The organism is Actinobacillus succinogenes 130Z (assembly GCF_000017245.1).
Lineage (GTDB): Bacteria > Pseudomonadota > Gammaproteobacteria > Enterobacterales > Pasteurellaceae > Exercitatus > Exercitatus succinogenes.
Map to the genome: position 1 here is coordinate 1,994,425 of NC_009655.1, position 13,364 is coordinate 2,007,788.

General features: G+C 44.7%; 12 protein-coding genes. 7 read left to right on the plus strand and 5 right to left on the minus strand.

Translation table 11 applies throughout. The features are described from left to right. Positions 1-54: 54 nt before the first annotated feature. Entirely contained in the window at positions 55-1,341 is a 1,287-nt protein-coding gene (locus tag ASUC_RS09415) for an AmpG family muropeptide MFS transporter (RefSeq protein ID WP_012073546.1), read from the plus strand. Between the two features lie 135 nt (positions 1,342-1,476). Next, positions 1,477-2,121, plus strand: coding sequence for an adenylate kinase (adk, locus tag ASUC_RS09420; RefSeq protein WP_012073547.1), 645 nt, complete (start codon positions 1,477-1,479; stop codon positions 2,119-2,121). A gap of 60 nt (positions 2,122-2,181) precedes the next feature. Here the strand turns inward: adk and ASUC_RS09425 are convergent, their stop codons facing one another. The 5 genes from ASUC_RS09425 to mepM form a co-directional block, all read right to left on the minus strand. Then, entirely contained in the window at positions 2,182-3,087 is a 906-nt protein-coding gene (locus ASUC_RS09425) for a siderophore ABC transporter substrate-binding protein (RefSeq protein WP_012073548.1), read from the minus strand. Positions 3,088-3,099: 12 nt separating this feature from the next. Then, positions 3,100-3,870 (minus strand): iron ABC transporter ATP-binding protein, encoded by a 771-nt coding sequence (locus tag ASUC_RS09430; protein ID WP_012073549.1) that lies wholly within the window; start codon positions 3,868-3,870, stop codon positions 3,100-3,102. Beyond that, complete coding sequence (locus ASUC_RS09435) at positions 3,867-4,820, minus strand: iron chelate uptake ABC transporter family permease subunit (protein WP_143228900.1); 954 nt, start codon at positions 4,818-4,820, stop codon at positions 3,867-3,869. Before ASUC_RS09435 ends, ASUC_RS09430 begins: the two co-directional genes overlap by 4 nt. Positions 4,821-4,824: 4 nt before the next feature. Then, positions 4,825-5,778 (minus strand): ABC transporter permease, encoded by a 954-nt coding sequence (locus ASUC_RS09440; RefSeq protein WP_041834817.1) that lies wholly within the window; start codon positions 5,776-5,778, stop codon positions 4,825-4,827. Positions 5,779-5,905: 127 nt separating this feature from the next. Continuing rightward, positions 5,906-7,345, minus strand: coding sequence for a murein DD-endopeptidase MepM (gene mepM, locus ASUC_RS09445; protein ID WP_012073552.1), 1,440 nt, complete (start codon positions 7,343-7,345; stop codon positions 5,906-5,908). A gap of 192 nt (positions 7,346-7,537) precedes the next feature. Here mepM and znuC point away from each other — a divergent pair, with 192 nt between their 5' ends. The 5 genes from znuC (at position 7,538) to ASUC_RS09470 (ending at position 13,331) form a co-directional block, all read left to right on the plus strand. Further along, on the plus strand, positions 7,538-8,332 hold the full coding sequence (znuC, locus tag ASUC_RS09450) for a zinc ABC transporter ATP-binding protein ZnuC (RefSeq protein WP_012073553.1): 795 nt from the start codon (positions 7,538-7,540) through the stop codon (positions 8,330-8,332). 12 nt (positions 8,333-8,344) lie between these two features. After that, on the plus strand, positions 8,345-9,130 hold the full coding sequence (gene znuB / locus ASUC_RS09455) for a zinc ABC transporter permease subunit ZnuB (protein ID WP_012073554.1): 786 nt from the start codon (positions 8,345-8,347) through the stop codon (positions 9,128-9,130). A 484-nt stretch (positions 9,131-9,614) separates the two neighbouring features. Continuing rightward, positions 9,615-10,802, plus strand: a complete 1,188-nt coding sequence (gene tyrS / locus ASUC_RS09460; protein ID WP_012073555.1) for a tyrosine--tRNA ligase — start codon at positions 9,615-9,617, stop codon at positions 10,800-10,802. A 77-nt stretch (positions 10,803-10,879) separates the two neighbouring features. Continuing rightward, entirely contained in the window at positions 10,880-11,809 is a 930-nt protein-coding gene (locus ASUC_RS09465) for an aminoimidazole riboside kinase (protein WP_012073556.1), read from the plus strand. A 73-nt stretch (positions 11,810-11,882) separates the two neighbouring features. After that, complete coding sequence (locus tag ASUC_RS09470) at positions 11,883-13,331, plus strand: glycoside hydrolase family 32 protein (protein WP_012073557.1); 1,449 nt, start codon at positions 11,883-11,885, stop codon at positions 13,329-13,331. Positions 13,332-13,364 lie beyond the last annotated feature (33 nt).

Below are 13,364 nucleotides of genomic sequence, written 5' to 3' on the forward strand. Positions count from 1 at the left end.
TTCATTATTTGTTATGCTTTCGCATATCGACGTTATTCATCATAAATCATTAACATGTCACAACAAGCGTTACCGAAGCCGTCTTTAGCTTCGCAAATTTTCAGCCGTAATATGCTCATCTGTATTTTTACGGGATTTAGTTCGGGTTTACCCTTTTATATCATTAGCTCGCTGTTACCCGTCTGGCTGCGTTCCGAACAAGTAGACTTGGAAATGCTCGGTTATTTTACCGCCGTCACGCTGCCTTTCAGCTGGAAATTTCTGTGGTCACCGCTACTGGATCGCTACATTCCGCCTTTTCTGGGACGCCGCCGCGGCTGGATACTGATTTCTCAGCTTTTACTGATTACATCCTTAGCGCTTTTCGGTTTTATCTCTCCCCATGATAATCAGGGGTTAATGCTAATTGCTGCGTTAGCGACGCTGTGTTCGTTCTTTTCAGCCAACCAGGATGTGGTACTTGACGCTTATCGGCGGGAAATTCTGTCGGATAACGAACTCGGCTTAGGCAACTCCATCCATGTAAACGCCTATCGCATATCAGGTTTGGTACCGGCTTCTTTATCGCTGATTTTATCCGATCATTTACCATGGCAAACCGTGTTTGTTATTACGGCACTGTTTATGTTGCCGGGTATTTTTATGACGTTATTTCTGAGTAAAGAACCTAAAATCCCGCTCGGTTGTCACCGCACTTTAAAAGACAATGTGGTCGAACCTTTCAAAGAATTCTTTGGACGCAAAGGAATCTGTTCGGCACTTGCCGTTCTAGCCTTTATTTTTCTGTACAAATTAGGTGACGGCATGGCAACCGCACTGATTTCCCCTTTTTATCTAGACATGGGCTATAGCAAAACCCAAATCGGACTGGTGGCGAAAAATGCTTCCTTATGGCCGATGGTAGTCGCCAGTATCGCAGGCGGCATTATTATGCTGAAAATCGGTATAAACCGCGCACTGTGGGTGTTCGGTGCGATACAGATTATCACGATTTTAGGTTTTGCCTGGCTGGCGAAGCAAGGCCCCTTCGAACAAATCGGTACCTACCAGATTTTTGCGCTAAGTTTAGTCATTGCTGCAGAATATATCGGCGTCGGATTAGGCACTTCTGCCTTTGTAGCGTTTATGGCACGGGAAACCAATCCTCTTTATACGGCCACCCAGCTGGCATTATTCACCAGTTTGTCCGCACTGCCCCGCGCCACCTTAAACACACAAGCTGGCGCATGGATCAATGCACTGGGATATTACGATTACTTCTGGCTTTGTTTCTTGCTGGCTATTCCGGGCATGATCTGTCTTTACTGGGTAGCGCCATGGAACGGAAAAAACAGTGCCTGACAGTAAACAATACGCACGTTTTTTTAAATTTCATATAAAAAACCGTCGATTAAATTCAAATATTTCCCAGCAGCCCTTGAGTTTAGGTCGTAACAAAGGTAAGGTAAACAGGTTAATTAAGACAATGAGGTTAATATGAAAATCATTCTTTTAGGCGCGCCGGGCGCAGGTAAAGGTACGCAAGCGCAATTCATCATGAATAAATTCGGTATTCCGCAAATTTCAACGGGCGATATGTTGCGTGCGGCAATCAAAGCCGGTACGGAATTAGGCAAACAGGCGAAAACCCTGATGGATGCGGGACAATTAGTACCTGATGATTTAATCATTGCACTGGTGCAGGACCGCGTCGCACAGCCGGACTGTGAAAAAGGTTTCTTATTAGATGGTTTTCCTCGTACAATTCCGCAGGCTGACGCCTTAAAAGCCGCCGGAATCGGCATTGACTACGTTTTGGAATTTGATGTGGCGGATGAGGTAATCGTCGAACGTATGAGCGGTCGCCGCGTACATCCGGCATCCGGTCGTTCATACCATGTGGTTTACAATCCGCCAAAAGTGGAAGGTAAAGACGATGTAACCGGTGAGGATCTGATTATCCGGGCGGACGACAAACCGGAAACCGTATTGGATCGTTTAAAAGTCTACCACACTACCACCCGACCGTTAGTGGACTATTATCAAGCCGAAGCCAAAGCAGGCAACACCCGATATTTCCGCTTAGACGGCACTCAACCGGTTGAAGCTGTGAGCCGGGAACTCGATAAAATTTTAGCATAATTTAAAATATAAATAGCAAAAGTGCGGTCAATTTTGACCGCACTTTTCTTTTTATGCCGATTACTTAACCGAATCGGTGATTTCATCGATCATAGTATTCATAGATTGCAGACCGCCGAAGGCAAGGTACCAATTAGCGGCGTTTAAATATACAATATGGTGATTTTTTGCCGCTTTAGTTTTGTTAATAATCTCATTATTTAACACCGTTTGCGCGTTATTGGCTTTATCCGTAATCGCCGCCGTGCGATCCACGACTAACAGATAATCGGGATTTTTCTCCGCCACATATTCAAATCCCACACTGTTTCCATGCGTCGAACCGCTTAAATTGGTGTCAATCGGTGTAAAACCGAATTTCTGATACACCAAAGCATAACGGGATTTATCACCGAATGCACTGATTCTGCTTTCGTTAACCATCGCCACTAATGCCGTTTTATTTTTAGTCAAACTCTCCAATGCCGTAAAACGCTTATCCAACAATGCTAATTTTTCTTTCGCCGCTGCTTCCCGATCGAAAATTTTGCCTAACGCCAGAATATTTTGTTGAAAAGACGGGTAATAATCGCTGTAATTATTATCCATATAAAATACCGGTGCGATTTCTTTCAATCGATCGATCACTTTACGTTGGCGAGGCGAGGCGATAATTAAATCCGGCTCCGCTTCATTAATATTTTCAAAAGCAGGTTCAACCAAGGATCCCATATTGGCATATTTATCATCAGAGAATTCACTCAGATAGCCCGGCATATTGCCTTGCGACACCCCCACAACCCGATCTTTCACATCCAATTCGCGTAACGTATCCAACGCTCCCAAATCCAGCACCACCACTCTCCGGGGATTTTCCGGCACGATTTGTTTACCGGCGTAATTTTCTACCGTGATATTGCCTGCCTGAACGTTTACCGACCAAAGTGCGACCAAACCGGCGGCCAAAACTGACAATGTTTTTTTCATTTTTCTCTCCTTTTAATTGGCATGTCTAAAATAGGTGGCGATTTTATGTCCATCGATTTCCTGAATAGGAATGAACATATCATAAATTTTCTGTAATACGCTGCTTCGCATAATTTCGTCTACCGCGCCCTGTTCGACCAACTTTCCGTTTTTCATGGCGATAATGAAATCCGAATAGCAGGAAGCAAAATTGATGTCATGAATCACAATCACCACGGTTTTACCTAACTCGGACACCAGTTTGCGGAGTACCTGCATAATCTGCACGGAATGTTTCATATCCAGATTATTCAAGGGCTCGTCCAACAGGATATAATCCGTATCCTGTGCCAATGTCATGGCGATATAAGCGCGCTGACGCTGTCCGCCGCTTAACTTATCAATATACTGACCGCGAAACGCCTCTAAATTCATATAACCGATAGCATTATCAATAAAAGTGCGGTCGGTTTTGGTAAGATTTCCTTTGGAATAGGGGAATCGCCCGAACGCCACCAAATCTTCCACCGTTAAGCGCAAACTAAAGTGGTTCGATTGCTTTAAAATCGATAACCGCTTGGCAATATCACTGCTCTTTTGCGACATTAAGGATTCGCCGTTCAATAACACTTCGCCGGATTCAGGAGAAATCAAGCGACTCATAATAGACAGTATGGTACTTTTCCCCGCTCCGTTCGGGCCGATAAACGAGGTAATTTTGCCCTGCGGAATGCTGACGGACACATTATCCACCACAGTTCTATCACCGTACTGCTTGCAAATATCTCGAATTTCTATTGTCATTTTTTGCTCGTTCTCAACAGTAAATAAATAAAATATACGCCACCGACGAAATTAATAATAATGCTCAATGTCGTATTAAAGGTGAATACCTGCGAGACCAGTACTTGCCCCGTAAGCAGCGTAATAATGGAAATCAGCATCGCCGCAGGAATCAGTATTTTGTGTTTATGCGTCGGCATAAATTCAAAGGTAACGTTCATGACTAATAGCCCTAAAAACGTTAACGGACCTACTAATGCGGTGGAAACCGACACCAATACGGCAACTAAAACCAGCAATTGCTTGGTTAAACGTTGATAAGGCACACCGAGATTAATAGCAACATCCCGTCCTAAAGACAACACATCGAGATAACATAAATACCGTAGCGTAATCAGAATTCCCGCCAGCAATACCGCTGCCGCCAGCCATAAAATAGCCGTATTAATACGATTAAAACTGGCAAAACCGATATCCTGGGCAATTAAGAATTCGTTCGGATCAATCAACACTTCCATAAAGGTAGTCAGACTTTGAAACAGCGTACCGAAAACAATACCCACCAATAACAGAAAGAAAATATTTTGCCGTTCTTTGCTAAACAGGAAGTGATATAGCATCACGGCAAACAGCACCATACTGCCGGTAGATACTAAAAACAACACCGTCGGATTCACGGACATTAACGTGGCAGAACCGAATAAAAAGATAATTAAGGTCTGAATCAATAAAAACAGACTGTCCAACCCCAAAATACTCGGTGTCAGAATCCGATTATTCACAATAGTCTGAAAAATCATGGTTGCCAATGCAATAGCACTCCCGGTAATAACTATCGCCACTAAGCTCAAACTGCGGTGATACAACGCGTATTCCCAACGGTTCGGTAAACGGTAAAATAAATACAGGGCGACGGTAATCAGCGTTAATACGCCTAAAATCATTAATTTTTGACCGCACTTCGATTTCATCATATTAACCATGCTGGTACCGCTTGAATAAAAGAACCAAAAAAATGCCGCTGCCCAACACGCCTACTACAGTATTTATGGCGATTTCATAAGGATAAATAATCAGACGTCCGAAAATATCGCATATCAGAACGAATACCGCTCCGAGCAAAGCGGTATGAGAAAGAATTTTCTTCAGGTTGTCTCCCAGATAAAGCGTTACCATATTGGGAATAATCAACCCCAGAAACGGAATCACGCCCACCGAAATAATAATAACCGACGATACCGTCGCTACGATCGCCAAGCCTAAATACATCACCTGCTTGTAATTCAACCCCAGATTGGTAGCAAAATCCTGCCCCATTCCCACAATAGAAAACCGATTGGCAAATAAATACGCCACCAGCAAAGCGGGAATACTGAAATACAACAGTTCATAACGCCCCGCCATTACCAATGAAAAATCGCCCTGCAACCACCCCGATAAATTTTGCAGCAAATCCTCTTTATAGGCGATAAATGCCGCAATCGAGCTGATAATATTCCCAAACATAATTCCTACCAAAGGTACAAAAATAGCATCTTTAAATTTCAAATGAGACAGAATCGTCATAAACAGCAATGTGCCTGAAAAAGATACCGCTACGGCGATCGCCGTTTTCAGTAACATTGAGGCCGAAGGAAACAGCAATATCGCAATCAGAATGCCCAAACGAGCCGAATCCATCGTGCCTGCTGTGGTAGGCGAAACAAACCGGTTGCGACTCAGCTGCTGCATAACGAGCCCGCAGATACTTAATGCCGAACCGGCAATTAAAATACTGACTAAGCGCGGTAAGCGACTGACCAGAAAAATTGACCATTGATCAGCGTCAAAATGTAATAATCCTTCAATATTTACCGTGCTTACGCCAATAAATAAAGATATCAGAGAAAGTAAAATGAGGAGGCAAAAAAGATAACGACGCTTCAACATGAATTTAAAAATACGAATAATTCCTATATTCATGTTAGCACGTTGAGATTATGATGTGAAGTATGAAAAGTGCGGTGGAAATCTTCGTGATTTTTCACCGCACTTTTTTAGTCCGTCATGCGAAAACTCAGAATTTAAGCTGGCGTTCCACCGATTTGGCTCGCGCCAGGAAAACCTTACGTTCCGAATCCCGCATAGCGTTATTGATTCCCGGTAGTTTCACCGTCAGCGGATTCACCGGACGGCCGTTAATATGGAATTCATAATGCAAATGAGCGCCGGTCGAAATTCCGGTGTTACCGGACAACGCAATACGTTCACCTCGTTTTACGGACTGCCCCGCCCGCACAAGCGGTTTACTCAAGTGCATGTAAACGGTTTGATATTCACGTCCGTGGCGCAATACGATATAACGACCGGCACCACCCGCTTGATAAGCCACTTTTTCCACAATAGCGTCGGCAGGCGCAATCACCGGCGTTCCCACCGGTAAAGCGAAATCCACACCTTTATGCGGACGAATACGCTTTGTCACCGGGTGACGTCGTTGCGGATTAAACGGTGAAGAAACCCGCGCTTGACGTTGAAGCGGATAACGGGAAAAACCTTTACCCAGCGTTTCCCCCTGACGATTATAATAACGCCCGTTTTCCGCCTGAATGGCATAATAGCTCCTATTCTGACTCTTAATATGAATAGCTTCTACATTACCTTGCCCGGTCAGTTTGTCTCCTAAATATTCGCGCGAAATCAAGATGGCAAAATTATCGCCTTTTTGCAGCTTTTTCATACTAAATTGCCATTGAAGCGCCGTGGTTAACTGGTTTATTTGGCGTCCGTCCAATCCCAGACTTCTCAAACCGGCACGGAAAGAAGTAGATATATGTCCCCGTAACACCTCTTTCTTCCAAACGCTTTTTTTCTCAATAATCTGACGAGCAAATTTTCCGTCGTCTCGACGTTCATATACACGTTCTTCTTTTTCGGAAACCAACCAGTTTAAATATTCCAAATCATTATTGTTATCCAGGATCCAATAGACCTGTTGTCCCGCCTTCAAATGTTTTAATTCGGGATAACTGGCAATTAATTTTTTACTGGTGTCGTCTTCCAGACCGGATAATTCCAATACGTCTTTTAACGTGTCGCCGCGCGCCACACTGTGATTAAATTGATCGGTAATCCGTTTTGCCTGATCAATCGCATCCAATAAATTATCCACGACATTTTGAGCCTCTTCCGGTAAAGGTTCGCTTAAATCAAAATCATTGGGATTAATTTTAATTTCATCCACTTCATCATCTTTATCGGACAATTCGTCATCGTAAGATGTAGCTTCGCTCTCTTCTTTATTCGGCATTGCACGGCTTTCTTTATCCGCCGTTTCATTTTGTAAGGTGTGATAGGCTATTTCTTCCGCCGTTTGTTCCGATTTATGTTCCACCGTATCTTTCAGGCTCAAAATCCCGCCCGCAACAATACACACGACGGCGCAGAAGAAAATCAACGCTTTAATACGCGATTTTCTTCTGCGTCTATCTCGGGCTAATTTGACATGCTGAGTCACGGGGTGATCCTAAAAAAACTAACTGAATTTGTGCGTCTTGAGACACTGGAAAAACGGAAAGATTCATTATACATGAATCCCCCGTTATTTAAATGAACAAATAATCAGCGTTCGTTATAGGACAACAAAACTTTTCATCTGTCAATAAATGAGTTATTCTTACACGTTTCTTGTTTGTAATTGGGTCGTATTATGAAAATCAGCGCTATTCGTGTTCCTTTGGTTGAACTGGATAATATCAGTGTTATTTTTGGACAAAAGATCGCCTTACAGAACATCAACTTACAGATTTTCCCCAATACGGTAATTACCATTGTCGGTCCTAACGGAGCAGGAAAATCTACCCTACTGAAGGTTCTGCTTAAACTGCAGCCGCCTACAACCGGCTCGGTCAAATACAATAAAAATCTGCGTATCGGTTACGTACCGCAAAAAATTCATCTTAATCACAGCCTGCCGCTCACCGTGCAAAAATTTTTATCCCTAAAAAAAGACGTCCGCCCTGCAGACATTAAAAATGCACTGGAGCATTTGTCCATATCGCATTTGGCGCAAAGCGCCATGCAGAAACTTTCGGGCGGCGAAATGCAACGGGTACTACTGGCTCGCGCCATGTTAAATAAGCCGAATTTACTGGTATTGGACGAACCCACCCAAGGCGTGGATATTAACGGACAAGCGGAACTCTATCAACTTATCCATCAAGCCAGAGAAAACTTAAATTGCGCCATATTAATGGTCTCTCACGATCTGCATATCGTAATGGCGGACACTAACGAAGTTGTTTGTATCAACCGGCATATTTGCTGTGCGGGAACGCCCGAAACCGTATCGAATGATCCGACATTTATCCAGCATTTCGGCGATCAATATTCCAAAAACGTAGCATTTTACACCCACCATCATAATCACCGTCATAATATGCACGGTGATGTCTGTTGTTTGGGAAATCAATCCTGTTCGCAGCATATGACAGTGAAAAAATAATCGAGAATCAGCATGTTAGAAATTCTACTTCCCGCTTGGTTAACCGGGATTTTACTCTCTTTCATTACGGCACCGCTCGGAGCCTTCGTCGTATGGCGAAAAATGGCATATTTCGGCGATACTCTCGCCCACTCCGCCCTGCTTGGCGTAGCGTTAGGTATTTTTCTGGACATCAATCCTTATCTCGCTATTTTAATACTGACCGTCATGCTCGCCGTCGTCATGGTATGGCTGGAAAGCAACACCCAATATTCCGTCGATACTATTCTCGGCATTATTGCCCACAGCTGCCTGTCGCTCGGTGTCGTCACCGTCGGATTGTTGCAAAACGTACGCGTAGACTTAATGGGATATTTATTCGGTGATTTGCTTGCCGTGACTTTTGAAGATCTAGGGTTTATATCCGTCGGTGTCATAACAGTACTCAGCGTGCTGATTTATTTGTGGAAACCGTTAATTTCCACCACGGTAAGTCCGGAACTGGCGCAAGTCGAAGGCATTAATATCCGCCGTATGCGCTTTATTTTAATGATTCTCACCGCCTTAACCATCGCTCTCAGCATGAAATTCGTCGGCGCATTAATTATTACTTCACTGTTAATCATTCCCGCCGCGACCGCCAGACGCTTTGCCCGCACACCGGAAATGATGGCGGGGTTCGCCGTCATCATCAGTATGCTGACGGTTTCCATGGGCTTAATTTTGTCCGCTTTTTACAACACTGCCGCCGGTCCGTCGGTGGTCATTTGTTCAGCCGCGCTGTTCTTATTATCGCTAATCAAAAAAGAATCCTTTTAAATCGCCTGACGGCGACAAAAGTGCGGTCAAAAAACGGCGATATTTGGCCGAACAAAGTTTACCCGTCCTTACACAAAACAAAAAATAACCGGTATTTCCATACCGCATTCCGCTGTAAATCGCGCGCTTTGAGGTTACGCTTAAGCGCGTCATTCCTAACAAACCCGACAAAATCCGACCGCACTTTTATCCTGTCAATTAAGATATCCATCTATATTCTTTTACATTCAATGCCATTTAAGACGCCCTTGATAAAATAATTGAGAATTATTTGCATTTAGTATTGACATTCTATTTGAGAACGATTATCATGCACTCCATTCAAACAATAATAGATAATCACTCCAACTTTCGGCGTTTCTCTCCCCACAAGGAAACGCCTTTTTCTTATTTAAAATTTAACGGATCCGCTTTAAGTCTTTTCATTTCCTCAATATTCACTATAATAACCTCCTAATTATTTTTAACTTCATTAGGAAAACACATGACCGATTTGAATACCGTTCTCGCGGAACTAAAGCGCGGCGTTGATGAGATTTTGTCCGAAGCGGATTTAATTGAAAAATTAAAAGAAAACCGTCCGTTAAAAGTGAAACTCGGGGCCGACCCTACCGCACCGGATATTCATCTTGGTCACACCGTCGTATTAAACAAATTACGTCAGTTCCAGAACTTCGGTCACGAAGTGATTTTCCTTATCGGCGACTTCACCGGTATGGTAGGCGACCCGTCCGGTAAAAACACCACCCGCCCGCCGCTCAGTCGCGAAGACGTATTGCGCAATGCCGAAACCTATAAACAACAGATTTTCAAAATCTTAGACCCGCAAAAAACCCGAATTGTCTTCAACTCCGAATGGTTGGGTCAATTAGGCACGGAAGGGATGATTCGCTTGACATCCAACTATACCGTTGCCCGTATGCTGGAACGTGACGATTTCAAAAAACGCTTTACTAATCAGCAACCTATCGCTATCCACGAATTTATTTATCCGTTACTGCAAGGTTACGATTCCGTAGCTTTGGAGGCGGACGTCGAACTGGGCGGTACCGACCAAAAATTTAACTTACTTGTCGGACGCGAACTGCAAAAATCCGCCGGTAAAAAACCGCAGGTCGCCATCACATTACCGTTGCTGGTCGGCTTAGACGGCGAGAAAAAAATGTCTAAATCCTTAGGCAACTACATCGGTGTCACAGACGCGCCAAACGAGATGTTCGGTAAAGTCATGTCTATTTCCGACGATTTAATGTGGGATTGGTATAATCTGCTGTCCTTCCGCCCGTTAAGTGAAATCAACCAGTTAAAAGCGGATGTACAAGCCGGCAAAAATCCGCGCGATGTAAAAATCTTACTGGCGAAAGAATTAATCGCCCGATTCCATGATCAAGCGGCGGCAGAGGCGGCGGAACAGGAATTTATCAACCGTTTCCAAAAAGGCGCAATGCCGGACGAAATGCCGGAATTCACCTTTGAAGGCGAAATCGGTTTAGCCACCCTATTAAAAGAAGCCGGTCTTGTCACCTCCACCTCCGAAGCCATTCGTTCCGCGCAACAAGGCGGCGTGAAAATCGACGGTGAAAAAGTGGAAGACGTTCGTCAGAATGCACAGCAAGGCACCTTCGTTTATCAGGTCGGTAAACGAAAATTTGCCCGCATTACTGTAAAATAAAACAAAATTCGACCGCACTTTCTCCCTAAAATATGAAAAGTGCGGTCATTTTTTTATCTGTTTTTAGGGGAATATTTATGGCTAACAAAATCTGGGTTCTTGGCGACGCGGTGGTGGATTTAATCCCTGACGGTGAGCGACATTATTTAAAATGCGCGGGCGGTGCGCCCGCCAATGTCGCCGTAGGTGTGGCTCGCTTAGGCGTGCCGAGTGCATTTATCGGCCGAGTGGGGAAAGATCCCCTTGGTGAATTCATGCAACAAACGCTGAAGGCAGAAAACGTAAATACGGATTTTATGTACCTCGATCCCGACCATCGCACCTCAACGGTCGTGGTCGGCTTGGATAACGGCGAACGCAGTTTTACCTTTATGGTGAATCCGAGTGCGGATCAGTTTTTAACGGATTCCGATTTGCCGCCGTTTCAAGCCGGTGAATGGCTGCATTGCTGTTCTATCGCGTTGATTAACGAACCGACCCGCACGGCAACTTTTGCCGCGATGAAAAATATCAAAGCGGCGGGCGGAAAAGTTTCCTTCGATCCGAATCTGCGCGAAAGCTTGTGGCAATCGCAGGCGGAAATGATCGATGTGGTCATGCAAGCCGTCGCGCTCGCCGATGTGCTGAAATTCTCCGAAGAAGAATTAACGCTGCTCACCCGCACCGACAGCCTTGAAAAATCTTTCGAAAAACTGACCGCACTTTATCCGGAAAAACTGATCATCGTGACAATGGGTAAAGACGGTGCCTTGTTCCATTTAAACGGTCAGCGTGAAATTGTGAGCGGAAAAGCCCTAAAACCGATGGATACCACCGGTGCCGGCGACGCCTTTGTGGGCGGCCTGCTGGCAGGACTGGCATTACGTCCGGACTGGCAAACAAATACGGAAAAACTTAAAACCATCATCCGCCAGGCCAACGCCTGCGGCGCATTAGCCTGTACGGCGAAAGGCGCCATGTCCGCCTTGCCGAATCAGCGGCAACTGGCCGAATTTTTGACGGATTAATTCCCGGACGGGCTTGTCGAGCCTGTCTTTTTACGTGCGATATTTAGCGGGCCGACAGCCCGAAGGGTTATTTATGATAATTTTCAATAACGGCAAATACAAATCCTTACATGCGGCGCAAGCCGGTGAACTGGAAAGCATAAAAAATACGGTGGAAAACGACCGGAATTTTCGCCCTGTTTATCACCTTGCCGCCCCGACCGGCTTATTAAACGATCCCAACGGTTTAATCTGGGACGGCGAAAAATATCATGTATTTTACCAATGGTTTCCTTTCGGTGCCTTACACGGCATGAAGCATTGGAAGCATTACACCACGACGGATTTTATTCATTACCGCCAAGCACAGGATCTTATTCCCGACGAATTGTTCGAAAGCCACGGTTGTTATTCCGGCGGCGCACTGTTGGCCGGTGATAAAATCGCCTGTTTTTATACCGGCAACACGCGTCGCCCAAGCGATAATCAACGTGTGCCGTTTCAGAATTTAGCCCTTTTCGACAAAGCGGGAAATTTACTCGGGAAACGTCCTTTACTGAAAAATTCGCCCGCAGGTTACACCGAACATTTTCGCGATCCGAAACCGTTTTTTGCATCTGATGGAAAAATTCGCTTTATTTGCGGCGCACAACGGGAAAATATGAGCGGCACCGCCCTGCTGTTTGAAATGGAGAATCTTGAGGACAAGCCGCAATTATTGGGTGAACTGCAACTGCCCGCCTTCAATAATCAAAATGTATTTATGTGGGAATGTCCCGATTTATTGAAAATCGACAATCGCGATCTGTTTATTTGGTCGCCGCAAGGCAAAATCCGCGAATCCTATCGGTTTCAGAATAATTACCATGCTGCCTATGCTTTGGGGCGACTGGACGGTTTAACTTTCCAAGCCGAACGGATTGCGGAATTGGATCAAGGTTTTGACTTTTATGCGCCGCAAACCTTTGCCAATACGGCGGCTCGTACAATCTTACTGGCGTGGATCGGCTTGCCGGATTTAACTTATCCGACGGATAAATACAAATGGCATTCCATGATTACTTTGCCGCGGGAACTTCGGGTAGAAAATAACCGCTTATATCAACAACCGGTACGGGAAATTTATCAAAATCTGACCGCACTTGAATCTGTCAGCCTGACGGGCAAAGCGGAAATTCACAATCTGGATCGCGCATATCTGAAATTTAATGCGGAAAATCAGCCGTTTCGTCTGAATTTCTTCACTAACGCTAAACAGCAAAACCTCACTCTGTCTTACGACGGCAACCTGCTTTGTCTTGACCGTTCGCAAACGGAGCAGACGGATGAAATGAAAAAATTCGGCGCACAACGTTATTGCGAAATCGAAAATCTTCAGCAAGTCGAGATTTTTTTCGACCGTTCCGTATGCGAAATATTTCTGAATCGGGGCGAAAAGACGATGACTTCGCGCTTCTTTATGGAAAATCGGCAAAACGTCGTCGAAATCGACCGCACTTTGCACATCGCAATCGGTTACCCACGCATAATTGACGTGAAATAATTCCGGCTTTAACGTTGAGATTTCAAGCAAAAA

What these genes read in the sequence shown, in the direction of transcription:
- ASUC_RS09415 (WP_012073546.1), top strand. Translation starts at nt 55, where the DNA reads ATGTCACAACAAGCGTTACCGAAGCCGTCTTTAGCTTCGCAAATTTTC.
- adk (WP_012073547.1), top strand. Translation starts at nt 1,477, where the DNA reads ATGAAAATCATTCTTTTAGGCGCGCCGGGCGCAGGTAAAGGTACGCAA.
- ASUC_RS09425 (WP_012073548.1), bottom strand. Translation starts at nt 3,087, where the DNA reads ATGAAAAAAACATTGTCAGTTTTGGCCGCCGGTTTGGTCGCACTTTGG.
- ASUC_RS09430 (WP_012073549.1), bottom strand. Translation starts at nt 3,870, where the DNA reads ATGACAATAGAAATTCGAGATATTTGCAAGCAGTACGGTGATAGAACT.
- ASUC_RS09435 (WP_143228900.1), bottom strand. Translation starts at nt 4,820, where the DNA reads ATGAAATCGAAGTGCGGTCAAAAATTAATGATTTTAGGCGTATTAACG.
- ASUC_RS09440 (WP_041834817.1), bottom strand. Translation starts at nt 5,778, where the DNA reads ATGTTGAAGCGTCGTTATCTTTTTTGCCTCCTCATTTTACTTTCTCTG.
- znuC (WP_012073553.1), top strand. Translation starts at nt 7,538, where the DNA reads ATGAAAATCAGCGCTATTCGTGTTCCTTTGGTTGAACTGGATAATATC.
- znuB (WP_012073554.1), top strand. Translation starts at nt 8,345, where the DNA reads ATGTTAGAAATTCTACTTCCCGCTTGGTTAACCGGGATTTTACTCTCT.
- tyrS (WP_012073555.1), top strand. Translation starts at nt 9,615, where the DNA reads ATGACCGATTTGAATACCGTTCTCGCGGAACTAAAGCGCGGCGTTGAT.
- ASUC_RS09465 (WP_012073556.1), top strand. Translation starts at nt 10,880, where the DNA reads ATGGCTAACAAAATCTGGGTTCTTGGCGACGCGGTGGTGGATTTAATC.
- ASUC_RS09470 (WP_012073557.1), top strand. Translation starts at nt 11,883, where the DNA reads ATGATAATTTTCAATAACGGCAAATACAAATCCTTACATGCGGCGCAA.